Consider the following 18,758-nt stretch of genomic DNA (forward strand, 5'->3'; position numbering starts at 1 on the left):
GATAAGAAATGGATAAATTGCGGAAAGGGTGGGAAATGAAACTTTTGGGCGAAATTGCTACTATTTCATCAGGTGGTACGCCCAATCGAAAAAATGAAACATATTGGAAAGGCTCTATTCCTTGGGTAACTACGGCAGAAGTTAAATTTAATACTATTTTTGATACAGCGGAAAAAATTACGGAAGATGGTTTAAATAATTCATCTGCAAAATTATTTCCCGTAAATACTATTTTGATGGCAATGTATGGGCAAGGGAAAACTCGTGGACAAGTAGCAAAATTAGGCATAGAAGCAACAACAAACCAAGCTTGTGCGGCAATTATGCTGAAAGATGGATATTTTGTTGATTTTTACTATCAATACTTAATGAGTAAATATGATGATATTAGGGAAATGTCTAATAGCGGTGGACAAGAAAATTTAAGTGCTAGCATTATTAAAACAATTAAAGTCCCAGTTCCCCCACTCCCCGAACAAATCAAAATAGCCGAGATTTTATCAGCATGGGATAACGCCATTCAAACCACAGAAAAACAGATCGCCAACAGCCAACAACAGAAAAAAGCCCTAATGCAGATGTTGTTAAGCGGAGAGAAAAGAGTTGGCGGGTTTAGTGGGGAGTGGAAGAAGACTAAACTAGCTGATGTATTTTCTAAAATATCAAATGGGTTAACTTATGATACAAATTTGAAATCAGGATTGCCTGTTACTCGGATTGAAACTATTTCAACAGGAAAAATTAATTTATGTAAGGTTGGTTATGCTCCCGATGATGAAAATACTAAACGATTTAAATTAGAGAAAGGAGATATTCTTTATAGCCATATCAATAGCTTAGAACATATAGGAAAAGTTGCTTACTATAATAGCGATGAAGAGTTATATCACGGAATGAATTTACTTCTTTTAAGAGTCAAAAGTGAGTTTAATAGTTCATTTTTATACCATATGTTAAATTCAGAAATTGGCAAAAAATATGCAAAAAGTTTTGCAAAAAGTGCGGTAAATCAAGCAAGTATTTCAACAAGTGATATAAAATTATTCAGTTTGTATATGCCAAGTTTTGAAGAACAACAAAAAATCGCCGAAATTCTCACAACCGCTGATCAAGAAATCGAAACATTACAGAAAAAATTGGACTGTTTGAAGTTGGAGAAAAGGGCGTTGATGCAGAAATTATTGTAGGTTGGGTATTTAGATAAATTATCGGGCATAAATGCCCGAGCTACTAAGGAATTTGTATGAATAATAAAAAATATCAGATTTTTGTGAGTTCAACATATGTGGATTTAATTGAAACAAGAAGTAAGGTTATTAACAGCATTCTTGCATTAGAGCAATTTCCGGCGGGAATGGAAATGTTTAGTGCAGGAGATGAACAACAGTGGAGTATCATTCAACGGACTATTGATTCTAGTGATTATTATATTGTAATTATTGGGCATAGATATGGCAGTATAGATCCTGATTCAGGTATTAGTTATACAGAAAAAGAGTATGATTATGCTGTTTCTAAGGGAATACCCGTATTAGCTTTTATTAGAAAGAGAGAGGTACCAACATCACCGAATGAAAGAGAAACAGATCCCGAACTCATATCTAGGCTAGAGCAATTTATTAATAAGGCTAAAACTAAAATGTGTCAATTTTGGGATACGCCAGATGATTTAATTAATAAAATTCACCCAGCCTTATTTAAGGCTTTTCATAATTACGAAACAGTTGGTTGGGTCAGAGGAAATCAAGCAGCATCACCAGAAATGGCTAATGAATTGGCTAGGCTCAGTAAGGAAAATAGCGAGTTACGCCTAGAGTTAGAAAATTATAAGAAAAATGAAGGAATTCCTGAGTTAGAAGTATTATTGAATAATAATCATAAATTATCTTTGAATTATCCTAAATATGTTGAAGGGTTAGTGAAAAAATTTCAATATGAAAAAATCAATAAAGATAGTATTGGCAAAGAATTATTGCCATTTATAACAGATGATGATATTGAAAATTTTAACTCTAAGATTCCTAGTGTAGAAAAAGTAAAAGAGTTTAACAAAAAGAAATTAGAATATGAATTAATCAAAAATCATCATATTTTGTTAGAGGTTTCAGTATCTAATTTTGGTAGTTTAAAAGCAAGTGAAATTTATATCGATATAGAGTTTCCTAAAGAGGTTAGAGTCTTTACTAATGAGTATTTCAAAGAATTAGAAGATCCAACTTTAAATATACCTAAAAATCCAATTTTCGAAGCTGGAAGAAAATACCAGGAATCAATAAGACCTTTCTTCTCTCAGATGGCTAGATTTAGCAATCTGGCACCTAGAATAGATGGATTTAATTTTTCTCATAATATGGATGATCTTGAATTGTCGTCTGAAAATTTATTTCTCAATCGGGGAGAAAATAAATTATGGGTAGATCATAACAATATCAGCATCAAGATGGATTCTTTATTGCATACAAGAAGGTTTGATTTTTCTCATAAAGTATATATTTCCCCTTTGTTTGAAGGGGAATTTGTAATTAAATGCTTTATTATGTGTGAACAATTTAAGCAACTTAAACGACTTGAGATTCCATTAATTATAACTAAACAACAATTAGAGAATTAATTATGCACCCTACCCCCAAACTCCAAGAAAAATACACCTTCAAAATCCCTGCGATTATTTTGTTGAATAATCTGGGGTGGCAGTATCTTTCGCCGAAGCAGGCGTTGGCGTTGCGTGGGGGGAAGTTGGGGAATGTGGTGCTGGAAACGGTGTTGCGGGCGGAGCTTGAAAAACGCACCTTTGAGTTTGCGGGGCAGGAAAGAGCGTTGTCGGTTAAGGCGGTGGATACGTTGGTGGCGGAGTTGCTTGACCCGAAGCTGAACGAAAGCCTGCTGACTGCTAATGAACATCTCTACAATCATCTCTTATATGGGATCACCGTTACCGAATTTATCGACGGCAAGAAAATCAGCCGTACCATTCCAATTATTGATTGGGATAACCTTGAAAATAATGCCTTTCATTTCAGCGAAGAATTTAGCGTTGCAACTGTGCAGGGTTCGTCCATCCGTACACCCGATTTAGCCTGTTTTATTAATGGATTACCTTTGGTGGTGATTGAAGGCAAACGTCCTGACGGTAAAGAAAAAAGCACCATTGAAGAAGGTATTTCGCAGACCCTTCGCAATCAACGCTCGACTGAAATCCCCCATTTATTTGCCTATACCCAGCTGGTTTTGTCACTCAACGGTGTGGACGGGCGTTACGGCACTTGCGGTACACCGTCAAAATTCTGGGCGGCGTGGCGTGAAGAGATGTTCAGCGAGGCGGAAATGGCGGAGATCAAGAATGTTGCAAATTCTCCGCAAAATTTAACCGCTTGTTTGCCCAATGAAGCCGATCGCCTTTGGTATCAGCAACTGATTGCACAGGGAAAATTAGCGGTAACAGAGCAAGATCGGCTGTTGATCGGCTTGCTGACCAAAAAACGTTTGTTTGAAATGATCCGCTATTTCACGCTGTTTGATCGTAAATCACAAATTCGGGTAGTGGCACGCTATCCGCAAGTGTTCGGCGTAAAACGCTTATTGGAACGAGTCACGACACAGAATGAAAAAGGGGCAAGAAACGGTGGGGTAATTTGGCACACCACAGGATCGGGCAAGTCTTTTACGATGGTCTTTTTCAGCAAGGCGTTGCTGCTGCACCCTGCGTTAAAAAGTTGCCGCATTTTGGTGGTGACAGATCGGGTGGATTTAGAACACCAGCTAAGTAATACTTTTTACAACAGTGGCGAACTGGCGACCAAACGGGAGAGACAAAATTCGCTGGCGACAACCGGCAAACGCCTTGCCGAGCAGATCAGCCAAGGCAACGAGCGGATTATTTTCTCCCTGATTCAGAAATTCAATACCGCCATTGCTCAAACTGATTGTTTTAACCCGAGCGAAAACATTATCGTGCTGATTGATGAAGGGCATCGCACCCAAGGTGGGGAGAACCACACGGCGATGCGAAGAGCCTTGCCGAAAGCATCGTTTGTGGCGTTTACCGGTACGCCGTTGTTGAAAGACGATGAAACCACACAGAAATTCGGTAGTATTATCCACGCCTACACGATGCAACGGGCGGTGGAAGATAATACGGTAACACCGTTGCTTTATGAAGAGCGGATTCCCGAGCTTGATGTGAATGAAAGAGCGATTGATAACTGGTTTGAGCGTATTACCAAAGCCCTGAACGAACGTCAAAAGGCGGACTTAAAACGCAAATTCAGCCGTAAGGGGCAGATTTATCAGGCGGACGAACGAATTCATCTGATTGCTTTAGATCTTGCCGAACATTTGGCGACTAAAATTCCGCAAGGATTAAAAGGGCAATTGGCTTGCGAAAGCAAAAGTACCGCTATTCGCTATAAAAAATACTTTGATGAAATCGGCTTGTTTGAAAGTGCGGTGGTGATCAGTCCGCCCGACAGCCGAGAAGGTAACAGTGAGCTAGACGAACAAGCCAGTGATGAAGTGGTGCGTTGGTGGAATGCCAATGTACAAGGCAGTGAAGCGGTATATACCCAGCAGGTACTGAACCGTTTTGCCGACCCCGACAGTTCATTACGCTTACTGATTGTGGTAGATAAATTACTGACTGGGTTTGACGAGCCGAGTAATGCGGTGCTGTATATTGATAAGCCATTAAAACAACACAATTTGATTCAGGCTATCGCTCGGGTAAATCGTCTGCATAAACAGAAAGAATTCGGCTTGCTGATTGATTATCGGGGGATTTTAAAAGAGCTGGATACGACCATCAGCAAATATCAGGATTTAGCAAACAGAACCCAAGGCGGCTATGCGATTGAAGATTTGGCAGGGCTGTACCGCCCTATAAAAAGCGAGTATTTACGCTTGCCGAGCCTGTATAAAGCATTAAAGGCGATTTTTGCAGCGGCTGAAAATCAGGCAGATATTGAGCAGCTTCGCCGTGTGCTAATGCCGAATATGGTACAGGACGAAACAAGCGGTCTTTTTTTCGACAAAAATAACAAATTGCGTGATGATTTCTACCTTGCATTACGGGACTTTAACCGCTGTTTGCAGGTGGCGTTGCAGTCGGAAGCATTCTATCAAGATCCCAATTTCAGTGAAAATGACCGCACTTTATATAAAGAAACCGCCAAACAGTTTGGCTATTTGCGTCGCTTGGTGCAACAAGATGCGGGTGAACAAGTAGATTATGGCGACTATGCCGATCAGGTTGCACAGTTGATTGATAAACATCTGGTAGCAATTGGCATCAAAGAACCGAATGGCGTATATACGGTTACTAAAATGGGTAAAGCGGAAAACAAAGCGTGGGACGAAACCAAAACCCGCAACGAAGCGGATAAAATCCGTTCCCGTTTGGCACGTTCTATTGATCTGGATTTGAATGATGACCCCTACGCCAAAGCCCGTTTTTCCGAGCTGTTGCAACAGGCGATTAAAGAGGCGGAAGCCTTATTTGACAATCCTATGAAGCAATACCTGCTGTTTGAAGCTTTTGAAACCCAACTTAATGCCCGCAAGTTGCCTGAAATTCCCGACCGCTTTGCCGACAACCGTTCGGCACAGGCATATTTCGGCGTATTTAAAACCGTTCTGCCGGAAAGTTTGGCGAATGATGAAACCCAATGGGTTGAGTTGGCATTTACCATTGATCAGTTGATTGTGCAGGTAGTTGCCCAGTATTCACTCAATACCGATCAAGTGGAAAAAGAGATCCGCAAACAGTTATTGCCGATGATGTTTAGAACCTGTCAATCCGTCGGAGCTGGCATAGAACAGGCGAAAGAGATCGTGGAACGCATTGTACAAATCGTGCGAGTAGGACAAGCAAATGGCAACTAATCCTATTCAAGAGTGGCTTGCTATTCCTTATGGCGAAAGCCATTTCACTGTCGGCATTCTTCCCCAAGCGAACTTGAAACGTGTGCGATTAACTGTTCAGCCGAATGGAGAAATTATTGCCAAAGTCCCACCACAAGTGGTCAAAAATGAGCTGATTTTTGCCATATCTAAACAAACCCAATGGATTGCCAAACAGCAACGCTATTTTACCCAAACACCAAAAAGCCGAGAGCGACACTATATCAGCGGTGAAAGTCATCGTTATTTAGGGCGACAATATCAGTTAAAGGTTTATGAAACCCCGCACTTACCGAATCAAGTGAAACTGTTTCGGGGATATTTGGAAATCTATGTTAGGCAAAAAACCACTGAGAATGTGAAAAAATGCCTGCACCAATGGTATCAAGAACGAGCAAAGCACATTTTTCACGAACGCCTTAACCATTTATTGCCACAAGCCCTTTGGATAACCTCACAGCCCAAAATCCACTTACGCACAATGCAAAAACGTTGGGGAAGCTGTTCGGTAAAAGGCAGATTATTACTCAATCCACTACTGGTCAAAGCCCCCAAAGCCTGTATCGACTATGTGATTCTGCACGAACTCTGCCACCTCGCCGAACACAACCACAGCGAACGGTTTTACCGCTTGATGACAACAGTGATGCCAAATTGGAAAACCATAAAAGCAAGGTTAGAGAAAATAGAGGAATAATTTTTACAAAATTTTCAGCAAATTTGACCGCTTGTAGAGGGGTGGGGAGGAATTGTTAGGCATAAATCAAGACAAAGAAGTTTCCGCTCAGCCCGATACTTATCAAGTCGTATTCGGGACATAGCAAGAGATATTGTGGTTTTCCACATATTGGGGGGAAGTTTGATTTGGGTCAAGGGTGAGATATATCCTTATTTTAATAAAATAAGGATATAAATCTATTGAAGCTAAAAAATTTTATAAACTTCTGCTAAATAAGTATAACGAGGAACAACTAAGGGGCGTTCTTCTATATGAGTAGTAAATCTAATTTCAATTTTTTGACCTGCTTTAAGTTCTTTTGGAAAATCAACCCAAGAATACGGAGTACCGAGCAACGCTGAAAATAACCTTTTTCTAAAAGGACGATGATTTATCAACAGATCATTGTTATAGCGAGAATAGGGTGATTCTTTAAACACAGATTCTTTGGGTTTATTTGGCTCTTTAATAAACCGTTCAAGATCCTGTTCAGAGCGTTGATTTATAGCATCTACCAGATCTCGACATTGATCGTTAAGAGGCTTAAGTTTTATGCCAACAAAAAATCCCCCAGCCTCAGTATGATTTATTAATACTGCATTATTTAATACTTCTGATGTTGTTATGCAATTTGTATGAGAAGAGAAAGTAGTGCAACTATTTAAAATAAATATCGTAAAAATACTTAATAATTTTTTATACATTTTAACCCCTATAGATTAACTAAAAAATCAGCAATATAAATATGCTCAACCCCATCCAAATTCTCTTTCCATAATTCATCCATTGTAATCACATATTTAGGGTAATTATCCGCAATTTCCTGTAACGGAGAAAATTCTCTTTTTACAGTCTCTTCACTTTCTAATTTATAGGCAACTTGAATATAGATTTTTTCATTCTGTTTTTGGGCGATAAAATCGATTTCTTGTTTATCCAATTTTCCGATATAAATCTGATAGCCTCGGCGTTTTAGCTCTAAATAGACCAAATTTTCTAAAATGCCTGAAATTAAACTGGTACGGAATCCCATTGTGGCATACAGCAGAGAAACATCACCCAAGTAGAATTTTTCTTGGGTTTTTAAAATCTCTTTGCCCTTAATATCAAAGCGTTCGACACGGTGCAAAATAAAAGCGGATTCTAAGGCTTTTAAATAGTTATAAACCGTATTTAAATCGATTTTGCGTTGCTGACTTTTAAAATAATCGGCAACATTTTTACCCGAAAACGTATTGCCAATATTATCAAAGGCATATTTTACAATGCGCTCCAGTAACTCGACATCACGAATTTTATGGCGTTGAACAGTATCCCGTAAAATAACGGAGGCGTATATATCCTGCACGATTTTATAGACCGTCTCAGCTTCATAATTCGCGGTATGTACCATTGGGAAACCGCCTTTTCGTAAATATTCATGAAAAAGTGCGGTTGGATTTGATGAAGTTTCGGGTGAATATGCCGTCTTGAAATCCAAAAATTCCTGAAAAGAGAGGGTAAAAATCGGGATTTCCACATAACGACCGGCAAGATAAGTGGAAAGCTCGGAAGAGAGTAAGTGCGAGTTGGAGCCGGTGATATAGAGGTCAAGATTAAAATCCACCATAAACGCATTCACCGCTTTTTCCCACTCGCTCACTTCTTGAATTTCATCAAGCAGAAGATAGTATTTATCGGTAGTCAGGATTTTTTCTTTCACCAACATATAAAGCTTGTTGGCGGTTTTAAAGTCGCTAAATGCAAAACTTTCAAAGTTAATATGAATAATCTGCTGTTCGGCAATGCCTTGAGAAATCAGCTCTTCCCGAAGCAGTTTCATCACGGTCGATTTACCCGAACGGCGAATGCCGGTCATTACTTTAATTAACGGTGTATTAATAAACGGTTTGAGTTGTTGAAGATAGTTTGGTCGGTTAATCATTTTTTTATGGGTATAAGCCTAAAAGCATTATTATTTTAACAAGTTTTTATGGTTATAACCATAAATAATATTGAATTATGTTGTATTTTTATGGTTATAACCTAAAATAGTGTAAAGTTTTTGGCTAGATTGACCGCTTATAAACTTTTATCGTATTAGGAAAAAATCACTTCTCTTGCTGAGTCGTGAGGCTGATGATTTGCCCCACACCCACCGTCACCAGCACCGTTAGCCCAAAAATCGAGACAATCCCCAATCCACCATCGACGGCAGTCCAATCAAAATGATACGGATTTTGCAAGGCATTGGTTTTGGCGATGGTTTGGACTTGGATCACCAGCACCCAGCGGAGTAGCCAGCCGAAGGCGATGAGGGCAAGCACTCTGAGGCATTGCAAGCGGTAGTTTTTGGCGGAAAAATTGCAAATGAGGGCAATCAGCCAGAAAATGCCGACAAGGTAGGCGGTGATTGAGCCATTAAAGAGCAGAGCAAAATCACGTTGAGCGGTTTCACTGCTGAAAGCAAGACCAATGAGAGAAAGTGCGGTTAAAATCAGGCAGAGTTTTGTCCATAGCCCCGTGTTGGTTTGGGGGTGGAACAGCATTTTGCAGACCGCTTGGGTAAGCCCAAATGCCACCGCCCACGCCGAAAAGAGCATAATCGGTAATAGCCACGCACTGTGCCACAAGGCTCTTGTGCCGGTTTGATAGGTTTCAAGCACGGTGTAGCCGATAATGCCGACAGCGGTGAGTGCAGCAAACAAGCGGAATGCCCAAAGCAAGCCTTGATTTTTCAGTATTGGCAAGTGTAGCCACGCTAACCATTTCGGCAAGTTCGGCTGGGTGTGATGAGCCAATGCCAGCACAAAATAACCCGCTACCGTCACGCTGAACAGGGGCAAAATAATCGCTCCCCACGCCATTGGCGACCACCACGCAAAATCGGTGTAGAAATGCAGAATACGGCTCGGCTGGTGCAGGTCGGCAGTCAGTGCCACAGGGGCGACAATCGAGCCAATCAAGGCGACCGTCACTGCCGCCAGCTCGCAAGCGGTCGGTTTACTCGATTTTTTTGCAAACAGCACGGCGGTAAACACTGCCGTTGCCGCCACGCCCACGAAGAAGAAATAATGCACAATCCACGGCAACCAGACGATATGTTGCGGTTCCACTAATACTTCACGAATCATTTTACGCCTCCCCCGTCCAGAGCATTGGTTGCCCGTCAATTTTGCTCACAAAGGCATCGTCTAGCCCCACATAGAAAACGTGTGGCATGGTGCCAGCCTCCGGTTTTAGCACTTTCAGGTCATCTTTATGGGATTGATAAAGCTGGGAAATTTGGCTTTTCGGATCATTCAAATCGCCAATTACCCTCGCTCCGCCCACGCAACTTTCCACGCACGCCGGCAGCAGACCTGCCTCCAAACGGTGAGTGCAGAAGGTGCATTTATCGGCAGTTTTGGTCTCTTCATTGATAAAACGGGCATCGTACGGACAGGCTTGCACGCAGTAACCACAGCCGATGCACTGCTCGTTGTTAATCACCACCACACCGTCTTTGCGTTGGAAGGTTGCTTGTACAGGGCAGACCGGCACACACGGAGGTTGGTCACAATGGTTGCACAAACGAGGCAACACCACATTGTTCGCCACCTGCGTGCCGTTGGTGATTTCATACTGACGCACGGTGGTGCGGAAACTGTGCAACGGCGTGGCGTTCTCCACCGAACAGCTCACGGTACACGCCTGACAGCCGATACATTTGCGCAAATCAATCAGCATTGCATAGCGTTTGTTCTCATCGCCCTCACGCCGAGCCGGCATAAACGCCTGAGCCGATTGCAACGGCACAAAACTCGCCCCCACCGTCAAGGCTGAAAGCTCTTTCAAAAAGGAACGTTTGCTTAAATCCATATTTCCCCCACAAATTTAAAAATAACGAGGGTATTCTAAGGCGGAGAGGGAACGGCAAGGTATTGTGGTTTTCCACATATCAGGGGGAAAGTTGATTGAGATCAAGGGGAAGGCGGTCAAGGTGCAAGGATATGTAGGTTGGGTTAGCGATAGCGTAACCCAACGTATTTAGATAGCATAACCCAATCGATTGATTTAGAATTGTTACTTAAAATATGCTCTATCTATCTTAAAAATATGCAATATCGCCGTCTTTATAAACCAAATTCTACCTACTTTTTTACCCTTAATCTGGCAGATAGGAAAAGCGATTTATTAATAAAATATATTAATGAATTACGTATGGCGATTAAAATTGTCAAAAATCGCTACCCATTTGAAATTGATGCGATTGTCGTTTTACCGGATCATTTACACATGCTTTGCACCTTTGGTGAAGATTGTGATTATTCCAAACGTATTCGCTTAATAAAAACACAATTTTCTATGAGTATTCCTAAAAATGAGGAAGTATCGATAAGTCGTCAAAATAAAGGTGAGAGGGGAATATGGCAAAGACGATTTTGGGAACATTGTATTCGTGATGAGAAAGATTTAGAACATCACATTAATTATATCCATATTAATCCGTTAAAACATGGATTGGTTGAGAAAGTCGCTGATTGGAAATATTCCTCATTTCATCGTTATGTCAAAATGAGAATATTACCTAATGATTGGGGTAGTTGATGTTGAAATTTACTGCTTGTTATTTAAATAATGAATCTTGGGTTTCCGTAAGTTTAACCAATAAATGTTGGGTTTTCGCAAGCTCAATCAATAAATGTTGGGTTTCCGTAAGCTCAATCAATAAATGTTGGGTTTTCGCAAGCTCAACCCAACCTACGATATTAAAATGAAAAAACTGTTCCTTTTTCTTCTATTTCTCCCCAATTTGCTTTTGGCAGAAACCTATCAAATCGGCATTCTCGCCCAACGAGGGGAAGCCTACACTCGCACGCATTGGCAGCCTTGGGTGGATTGGTTAAATGCGCAGTTTCCTAACGAGCGGTTTGAGCTTGTTCCATTGGGGATTAACGAGGCGAGTCGCCGTGCGGAGTTGGATTTTCTGCTGACCAATCAAGCTCAGTTTTTCTATTTGAGTAACCAAAATGTGCGTTGGCTTGCTACGCTCAACAGTCCGTTTTCGGCAAATGGTGAGCAAGGGGCGGTGGGCAGTAGCATTTGGGTGCGTGCCGAGAGTCGTTATCAGCAGTTAAGCGATCTGAAAAATCAAACAATCAGTGCGGTGGATAACGATGCCTTCGGCGGTTTTTTGCTCGGGTTGTATCAATTTCATCAGGCAGGAATGCAGCAAAATCGGGATTTTTCGGTGCAGTTTAGCGGTTTTCCGGTGGAAAATGCGTTGGCTTTGCTGGCGGAAAAACAGGTGGAAGCAGCGATTGTGCCGGTCTGCTTGCTGGAAGAATTGGAGAAAGAGGGCAAGTTCAAGCGGTCGGATTTTCGCTTAATTTTGCAAAACCCACAGGCGCAGGGTTGCCTTACCAGCACGCCGTTGTTGCCGAACTGGTCGCTGGCGGCGATGGAAAATGTGCCGAACGAGCTGGCGGTTCAGCTTGCCACCCGCTTGCTAAACAGCCATAATCCCGACCTGCCCCGCTGGACGTTACCGTTTTCTTCCGCCCAAGCCGATCACATTCTGCGTGAACTGTATCGCCACCCGCAACAAAAAAGCCTGTGGGCAACGGTGCTGGATTGGGTTCGGCTCAATAAATTCGGGCTGCTGGCGGTGGCGTTGTTCATTTTGCTCAACTTTGTCGCCCTGCGTTATCAGGTCTATCGCAAAAGCAAGGCGTTACAGCAGGCTCACCGCAAAATGCAGCAGTATCAACAGGAGCTGACCCGAGCTGACCGCCTTGCTTTGTTGGGCGAGATGACCACCGGTTTTGCTCACGAACTGAAACAGCCGTTGTCGGCGGTGCGAATGTACGCTGAGGGGCTGAAAAGCCAAAACAGCGATCCTTATCAACAGCGGATTTTGGATAAGCTGATTGCGCAGGTAGATCGAGCGGTGAAAACGATGCAGAGTATTCGGGACTGGGTGCAAAACCGTCCGAACGGTGAACCGCAAGCGGTCATTTTGAACCAATTAATTACTAATGTGATCGAGTTTGTGGCGGTGGAAAATCGCCAAAATGCACAAATCTTGCTGATTGCCGACCGCACTTTTCGGCTTAATTTACACGCCACGGTACTGGAACAAGTGCTGACCAACTGCCTACTCAACGCCCTGCAAAGCGGTGCAAGCGAGATTTCGGTGCGGTTACAAGCGGTCGAAAACGGCTTGGAAATTGCAATCGAAGACAACGGCGGCGGTTTTTCCCCTGCTCAGCTTGAATTTCCGTTTGCACCGTTTCGCAGCGACAAACCGCACGGCTTAGGGCTAGGCTTGGTGCTATGTCAACGGCTGATGCAATCGCTCAACGGACAGATTGTATTGGCGAACGGGGAGAAAGGGGCGAAGGTAAGCTTGTTTATCCCAGATGATTAACTTACTGAGTACGAGCCGTACTCAGTTAAATAACCCTCGTCACTTTGTGACGATTAGATAGAGCGACAAAGTCGCTCGGATTCAATAACCCTGCACGGCTCGTGCAGGGAGAATACGGAGAAAAAATGATTATCCACATTCTTGATGACGAAGAAAGCATTTTAGACGCCATGTCTTTCCTGCTTGCTCCGCTTGGGGTGGAAATCCAAACGTGGCAATCCAGCCTAGATTTTTTGGCACAGGCGGATTTACACCGGCAAGGCGTGCTGTTACTAGATATTCGAATGCCATTGCCGGACGGGCAGCAGGTTCACCAACAACTGCGAGAGGCACAATCGACCTTGGCGGTGGTGATTATGACCGCCCACGGTGATGTGCCGATGGCAGTCGCTGAATTGAAAAAAGGCGCTGTGGATTTTCTGCAAAAGCCGGCAAGTTTTGAACAGCTAAAACAGGCGATTGTACAGGCGGAAAAAGTAAGTGAAAAAGCGGTGAAAATTCGTGAAATTTCGCAAAATTACGCCAAATTGACGGAAAAAGAGCGTAACCTTGTGCCACTGATTATGCAAGGTTTCACCAATAAACAGATCGCAGATAAATTAGCGATTTCAGTGCGTACGGTGGAAGTACACCGAGCAAATGTGATGGAAAAAATGCAGGCGGAGAGTTTGGCGGGGCTGGTGCAGATGCTCGGAGAGTTACAATATTAAAGGTAGCGGAAATTGTTCTGCTACCTTTAGTTCCGACTTTTGCCGTATTAATTTACTTCTTTAAACTGAATCATTCCCGCTTCGGCAAAATTGTTGTCGTCATCTTCATCTAAGAAAGTTTTGGTTTCAATTTTGACATCATCAAAAGCGGTGTCGCCTTCTATGCCATCAATGGTTTGACCGTGTTTAATCCCTTTAAAATCAAACAATTTCGGATCGCATAAGTGGGACGGCACGATATCTTGCAAAGCACTGAACATCGTTTCTAAACGCCCCGGGTATTGGCGATCCCAAGTATTCAGCATTTCTTTCACCACTTGGCGTTGTAAATTAGGCTGAGAACCACACAGATTACAAGGAATAATCGGGAACTGCTTGGCTTCGGCATATTTGATAATGTCTTTTTCTTTACAATAGGCGAGTGGGCGGATCACAATTTGCTTGCCGTCATCAGAAATCAGTTTAGGTGGCATACTTTTCATTTTGCCGCCGTAGAACATATTTAAGAATAAAGTCGCCAGCATATCGTCACGATGATGCCCTAATGCAATTTTGGTTGCACCCAATTCGGTGGCGGTGCGGTATAAAATCCCACGGCGAAGGCGTGAGCAGAGCGAGCAGGTGGTTTTGCCCTCCGGAATTTTCTCTTTTACGATGCCGTAGGTGTTTTCTTCCACAATTTTATATTCCACGCCAATGCTTTCTAAATAGCGAGGTAAGACTTCTTCCGGAAAGCCCGGTTGTTTTTGGTCTAAATTGACCGCTACCACACTAAAATTGACCGGTGCACTTTGTTGTAAATTGAGCAAAATATCTAACAGCGTATAGCTGTCTTTACCGCCGGAAAGGCAGACCATTACACGGTCGCCCTCTTCAATCATACCAAAGTCAGCAATAGCATTGCCGACATTGCGGCGTAAACGTTTTTGTAACTTGTTGAAATTATAAGTAATTTTTTTATCAGATTTTTGAATATCGTCTGTCATAATAGTTATACTAGGCTTAGAAATTAGCGGTGTATAGTAAAGATTTCGCACTATTTTGCAAGTTAATTATTCGGCTTCAGCGTAGCGATATAGTTACAACTCACATCATTATTGAGCCAAAATTTTTCGGTTAATGGGTTGAAATGGTAGCCTTTCATCTCTTGGCAACGTAAATCAGCCTGATCGCACCAAGCTAACAATTCGGCAGGCTTGATGAATTTTTCAAATTCGTGCGTGCCTTTTGGCAACATTTTCAGCACATATTCCGCCCCGATAATTACCAACATATAGGCTTTAAAAGTACGGTTAATGGTAGAGAAAAACAGCACACCGTCAGGTTTGAGCAATGCTTTACAGCTTTGAACGATAGAAAGCGGATCGGGAACGTGTTCCAGCATTTCCATACAGGTTATCACATCGAATTTTTCTGTATTGCAAGCGGTCATTTTTGCTAAAAAATTTTCAATCGTGGTTTGCTGATAATCAATGTCTAAGCCGTTTTCTTTAGCATGTTGTTTAGCGATCTCAAGTGGCTCGGAGGTCATATCAATGCCGGTAACAACCGCCCCCTGTTTTGCCATTGCCTCACTTAAAATACCGCCGCCACAACCGACATCTAACACCTTTTTGCCAAATAAACCGTTCGATTTTTCTAAAATATAGGCTAAACGCAGTGGGTTAAGTAAATGAATCGGCTTGAAACTGCCGTTTGGATCCCACCAGGTTTTAGCCATATTTTCAAATTTGGTAATTTCTTGCTGATCGACGTTTTGCATAAACTGTTCCTATGGTAAATTTAGCCGTTACTATACCGTATTTAATCTAAAAGGAAAATCATAATGACCCGAATCAACCTTGTTCCGCCAACGGAATTATGTGATCAACATCTGCTTGCCGAACATCGTGAACTCACTCGGATTCCGAATGCGGTAGCGAAAGGTAAATTTAGCTTAAAAGGACAGCCAGAAGATTACAAACTGGGCGAGGGGCACGTTCGGTTTTTCTTTAATAAACTCACGTTTTTGAAAAAGCGTTACGATGCGTTACACGAGGAATGTTTAGCAAGAGGGTTTAAGGTGCAATATTTCTGGGCGGAACATTTACCGCAAGATCCCTCTCTCTGGCTAGATTACCAACCGACTGAAACCGCTCTGGCGGCGAATCGGGAGCGAATTGCATTAAGAATGCCGGCAAATCCGCGTTTTAGCGAAAGAAAATGACCGCTTGTACGCCTTTTTGTTGCTTTTTATGCTATAATCTCGCCAATTTTTTCGCCTTATTTAAGGCTCTTTTACTAATAAAATTAGGAAATTTCAATGAGCGAATTAGCCAAAGATATTATTCCCGTAAGTATTGAGGACGAATTAAAAACCTCTTACCTTGACTATGCGATGTCGGTGATTGTTGGGCGTGCCTTGCCTGATGTGCGAGACGGTTTAAAGCCCGTACACCGCCGTGTGCTTTTTTCAATGGATCAAAACAGCAACACCTATAATAAACCGCACGTTAAATCTGCCCGTGTGGTCGGTGATGTGATCGGTAAATATCACCCACACGGTGACTCTGCGGTGTATGACACCATTGTGCGTATGGCTCAGCCGTTTTCTCTACGTTATATGTTGGTGGACGGGCAAGGTAACTTCGGTTCTATTGATGGCGATGCACCGGCAGCAATGCGTTATACCGAAGTGCGTATGCAGAAAATTACGCAGGAATTATTAACCGATCTCGATAAAGAAACCGTGGATTTCTCACCGAACTATGACGGCAAAGAGATGATTCCTGATGTTTTGCCAACCAAAATTCCGGCTCTGTTAGTCAATGGTTCTTCGGGGATTGCGGTCGGTATGGCAACCAATATTCCACCGCATAATTTAGGCGAAGTATTAGACGGTTGCTTGGCTTACATTGAAAATGAAGAGATTAGTGTTGAAGAGCTAATGCGTTATATCCCGGGACCGGATTTCCCTACCGGGGCGATTATTAACGGTCGTAAAGGGATTGAAGAGGCTTACCGCACCGGTCGTGGCAAGGTGTATGTGCGAGCGAAAGCCAGCGTGGAAACAACTGATAAAGGGCGTGAGCAAATTGTTGTAACCGAACTGCCATACCAAGTGAATAAGGCAAAATTAATTGAAAAAATTGCCGAGCTGGTTAAAGAGAAGAAAATCGAAGGCATCAGCAAAATTGATGACTATTCCGATAAAAAAGGGATTTCGATTGTCATTGAAGTCAAGCGTGATGCCGTGGGTGAAGTGGTGTTAAACCACCTTTATTCTTTAACCCAAATGCAGGTCACTTTTGGTATCAATATGGTAGCGTTAGACAATGGTCAGCCAAAAGTGCTGAACTTACGCCAAATCATCGAAGCCTTTGTAAAACACCGCCGTGAAGTGGTTACACGCCGTACGATTTTTGAATTACGCAAAGCTCGTGAACGTGCCCATATTTTAGAGGGCTTAGCGATTGCGTTAGCGAATATCGACCCGGTAATTGAATTAATTCGAGCCTCAAAAACCGCAGAAGAAGCCCGTGAAGGCTTATTGGCTCGCCCTTGGGCATTAGGCAATGTTGCACCAATGTTAGAGGCTGCTGGTGTTGGGGCTTCCCGACCGGAAGATTTACCTGAACACTTAGGCGTGCGTGATGGCGAATACTATTTATCTGAAGCTCAAGCCAGAGCGATTTTAGAGCTACGCTTACACCGTTTAACCGGTTTAGAACACGAGAAAATCGTTGAAGAATACAAAGAACTCTTAACTGAAATTGGCGAATTAATCCACATTTTAACCAGCCCGGAACGCTTAATGGAGGTGATCCGTGAAGAGTTAGAATGTGTGAAAACTGATTTTAACGATGAACGCCGTACTGAAATTACCGCAGCCTCCGGCGACATCAACATTGAAGACTTAATCGCACAAGAAGATGTTGTGGTTACGCTTTCTCACGCAGGCTATGTGAAATATCAACCGCTTTCAGACTACGAAGCACAGCGTCGTGGCGGTAAAGGTAAGTCTGCAACCAAGATGAAAGAAGATGATTTTATCGAAAAACTCTTGGTGGCAAACACCCACGACACCATTCTTTGCTTCTCAAGCCGTGGGCGTTTATATCAATTAAAAGTGTATCAATTACCGCAGGCAAGCCGTGGGGCAAGAGGCACGCCGATTGTCAATATTCTGCCGTTAGTGAAAGAAGAAAACGAACGGATTACCGCCATTCTGCCGATTCCAAACGGTGAATTTAGTGCCGATAAGTTTATCTTTATGGCAACTGCCAGCGGTGTGGTGAAAAAAGTGTCCCTTGATGCCTTTAGCAATGTGCGTGCAAGCGGTCTGATTGCGTTAAAACTTCGCGAAGGTGATGAGCTGATCGGGGTAGATATTACTGATGGTAACAGCGAAATTATGTTGTTCTCGGCACAAGGGCGAGTAGTTCGCTTTGCTGAAACCGCGGTGCGTGCGATGGGACGTACCGCAACCGGTGTACGAGGGATTAAACTTGCTACCACCGAAATTACAACTGATGAGATAGAAGAAGCTGAAATCATTGAAATTGAAAATGAAGAGGCAGAAGATTCCTCCAGCGTCAGCCTTGATAAAGACCGTGTGGTTTCCTTAGTGATTCCTCGCACCGAAGGCGATATTTTAACCGTTACCCAAAACGGCTATGGTAAACGCACGGTGATTAGCGAGTACCCGGTGAAATCCCGTGCAACTAAAGGGGTGGTTTCAATCAAAGTGAACGAGCGAAACGGTAAAGTAGTAGCGGCTGTTCAAGTTGAGGAAACCGACCAAATTATGTTGATTACCGATGCCGGCACGCTGGTTCGCACCCGAGTGGCAGAAGTCAGCCTCGTTGGACGAAACACCCAAGGCGTACGCATTATTCGCACCGCAGAAGACGAACAGGTCGTCAGCCTAGAGCGAGTTTGCGAACCTGAAGACGATGAAAATGAAAGCCCGGACGCATTAGAAAATGCCGAAACAGCAGAAACATCAACTGAAGAATAATCTTAACTAAACAAGCGGTCGAATTTTCACAATTTTTTGCAAAAA

15 protein-coding genes are annotated in these 18,758 nt (G+C 42.7%); 9 read left to right on the forward strand and 6 right to left on the reverse strand.

Features of this window, described 5'->3' with window-relative positions:
- Nucleotides 1-8: 8 nt before the first annotated feature.
- The 4 genes from ACJ7Z2_RS05640 to ACJ7Z2_RS05655 are packed head-to-tail and all read left to right on the forward strand — an operon-like array spanning nucleotide 9 to nucleotide 6,592.
- On the forward strand, nucleotides 9-1,187 hold the full coding sequence (locus ACJ7Z2_RS05640; RefSeq protein WP_409501067.1) for a restriction endonuclease subunit S: 1,179 nt from the start codon (nucleotides 9-11) through the stop codon (nucleotides 1,185-1,187).
- Nucleotides 1,188-1,243: 56 nt separating this feature from the next.
- A complete protein-coding gene (locus tag ACJ7Z2_RS05645) occupies nucleotides 1,244-2,611 on the forward strand; it encodes a DUF4062 domain-containing protein (RefSeq protein WP_409501068.1) in 1,368 nt (455 codons plus the stop codon).
- Nucleotides 2,612-2,613: 2 nt separating this feature from the next.
- Nucleotides 2,614-5,877: a type I restriction endonuclease subunit R gene (locus ACJ7Z2_RS05650; RefSeq protein WP_409501069.1), complete on the forward strand. Its 3,264-nt coding sequence runs from the start codon at nucleotides 2,614-2,616 to the stop codon at nucleotides 5,875-5,877.
- Complete coding sequence (locus ACJ7Z2_RS05655; RefSeq protein WP_409501070.1) at nucleotides 5,867-6,592, forward strand: M48 family metallopeptidase; 726 nt, start codon at nucleotides 5,867-5,869, stop codon at nucleotides 6,590-6,592. Before ACJ7Z2_RS05650 ends, ACJ7Z2_RS05655 begins: the two co-directional genes overlap by 11 nt.
- Before the next feature lie 227 nt (nucleotides 6,593-6,819).
- Here ACJ7Z2_RS05655 and ACJ7Z2_RS05660 read toward each other — a convergent pair whose 3' ends face one another.
- The 4 genes from ACJ7Z2_RS05660 to ttrB all read right to left on the reverse strand — a co-directional run bounded on the left by ACJ7Z2_RS05660 (nucleotide 6,820) and on the right by ttrB (nucleotide 10,453).
- Nucleotides 6,820-7,317 carry a hypothetical protein gene (locus tag ACJ7Z2_RS05660; RefSeq protein WP_409501071.1) on the reverse strand — a complete coding sequence of 166 codons (498 nt, stop codon included), beginning with the start codon at nucleotides 7,315-7,317 and terminating at the stop codon, nucleotides 6,820-6,822.
- Nucleotides 7,318-7,325: 8 nt separating this feature from the next.
- Nucleotides 7,326-8,537, reverse strand: a complete 1,212-nt coding sequence (locus ACJ7Z2_RS05665; protein ID WP_409501072.1) for an ATP-binding protein — start codon at nucleotides 8,535-8,537, stop codon at nucleotides 7,326-7,328.
- 166 nt (nucleotides 8,538-8,703) lie between these two features.
- Nucleotides 8,704-9,726 carry an NrfD/PsrC family molybdoenzyme membrane anchor subunit gene (gene nrfD / locus ACJ7Z2_RS05670; RefSeq protein WP_409501073.1) on the reverse strand — a complete coding sequence of 341 codons (1,023 nt, stop codon included), beginning with the start codon at nucleotides 9,724-9,726 and terminating at the stop codon, nucleotides 8,704-8,706.
- Between the two features lies 1 nt (nucleotide 9,727).
- A complete protein-coding gene (gene ttrB, locus ACJ7Z2_RS05675; protein WP_409501074.1) occupies nucleotides 9,728-10,453 on the reverse strand; it encodes a tetrathionate reductase subunit TtrB in 726 nt (241 codons plus the stop codon).
- A 237-nt stretch (nucleotides 10,454-10,690) separates the two neighbouring features.
- On the opposite strand from ttrB, the gene ACJ7Z2_RS05680 reads away from it, so the two are divergent.
- The 3 genes from ACJ7Z2_RS05680 (at nucleotide 10,691) to ACJ7Z2_RS05690 (ending at nucleotide 13,714) form a co-directional block, all read left to right on the forward strand.
- On the forward strand, nucleotides 10,691-11,182 hold the full coding sequence (locus ACJ7Z2_RS05680) for an REP-associated tyrosine transposase (protein ID WP_409501113.1): 492 nt from the start codon (nucleotides 10,691-10,693) through the stop codon (nucleotides 11,180-11,182).
- Between the two features lie 166 nt (nucleotides 11,183-11,348).
- On the forward strand, nucleotides 11,349-13,004 hold the full coding sequence (locus tag ACJ7Z2_RS05685) for a PhnD/SsuA/transferrin family substrate-binding protein (RefSeq protein ID WP_409501075.1): 1,656 nt from the start codon (nucleotides 11,349-11,351) through the stop codon (nucleotides 13,002-13,004).
- Between the two features lie 125 nt (nucleotides 13,005-13,129).
- Nucleotides 13,130-13,714, forward strand: coding sequence for a response regulator (locus ACJ7Z2_RS05690; protein WP_409501076.1), 585 nt, complete (start codon nucleotides 13,130-13,132; stop codon nucleotides 13,712-13,714).
- 47 nt (nucleotides 13,715-13,761) lie between these two features.
- Here ACJ7Z2_RS05690 and ttcA read toward each other — a convergent pair whose 3' ends face one another.
- Together ttcA and ubiG are read right to left on the reverse strand one after the other, a co-directional pair.
- Entirely contained in the window at nucleotides 13,762-14,700 is a 939-nt protein-coding gene (gene ttcA, locus ACJ7Z2_RS05695) for a tRNA 2-thiocytidine(32) synthetase TtcA (RefSeq protein WP_409501077.1), read from the reverse strand.
- Between the two features lie 62 nt (nucleotides 14,701-14,762).
- Nucleotides 14,763-15,476, reverse strand: a complete 714-nt coding sequence (gene ubiG, locus ACJ7Z2_RS05700; RefSeq protein WP_409501078.1) for a bifunctional 2-polyprenyl-6-hydroxyphenol methylase/3-demethylubiquinol 3-O-methyltransferase UbiG — start codon at nucleotides 15,474-15,476, stop codon at nucleotides 14,763-14,765.
- A 63-nt stretch (nucleotides 15,477-15,539) separates the two neighbouring features.
- On the opposite strand from ubiG, the gene ACJ7Z2_RS05705 reads away from it, so the two are divergent.
- The gene (locus ACJ7Z2_RS05705; RefSeq protein WP_409501079.1) at nucleotides 15,540-15,920 is read left to right on the forward strand and encodes a pyrimidine dimer DNA glycosylase/endonuclease V; all 381 of its coding nucleotides are present in this window, start codon (nucleotides 15,540-15,542) and stop codon (nucleotides 15,918-15,920) included.
- Nucleotides 15,921-16,016: 96 nt separating this feature from the next.
- Nucleotides 16,017-18,713 carry a DNA topoisomerase (ATP-hydrolyzing) subunit A gene (gene gyrA, locus ACJ7Z2_RS05710; RefSeq protein WP_409501080.1) on the forward strand — a complete coding sequence of 899 codons (2,697 nt, stop codon included), beginning with the start codon at nucleotides 16,017-16,019 and terminating at the stop codon, nucleotides 18,711-18,713.
- Nucleotides 18,714-18,758: the final 45 nt, after the last annotated feature.

Source organism: Mannheimia glucosida (assembly GCF_046267875.1).
Classification (GTDB): domain Bacteria; phylum Pseudomonadota; class Gammaproteobacteria; order Enterobacterales; family Pasteurellaceae; genus Mannheimia; species Mannheimia glucosida.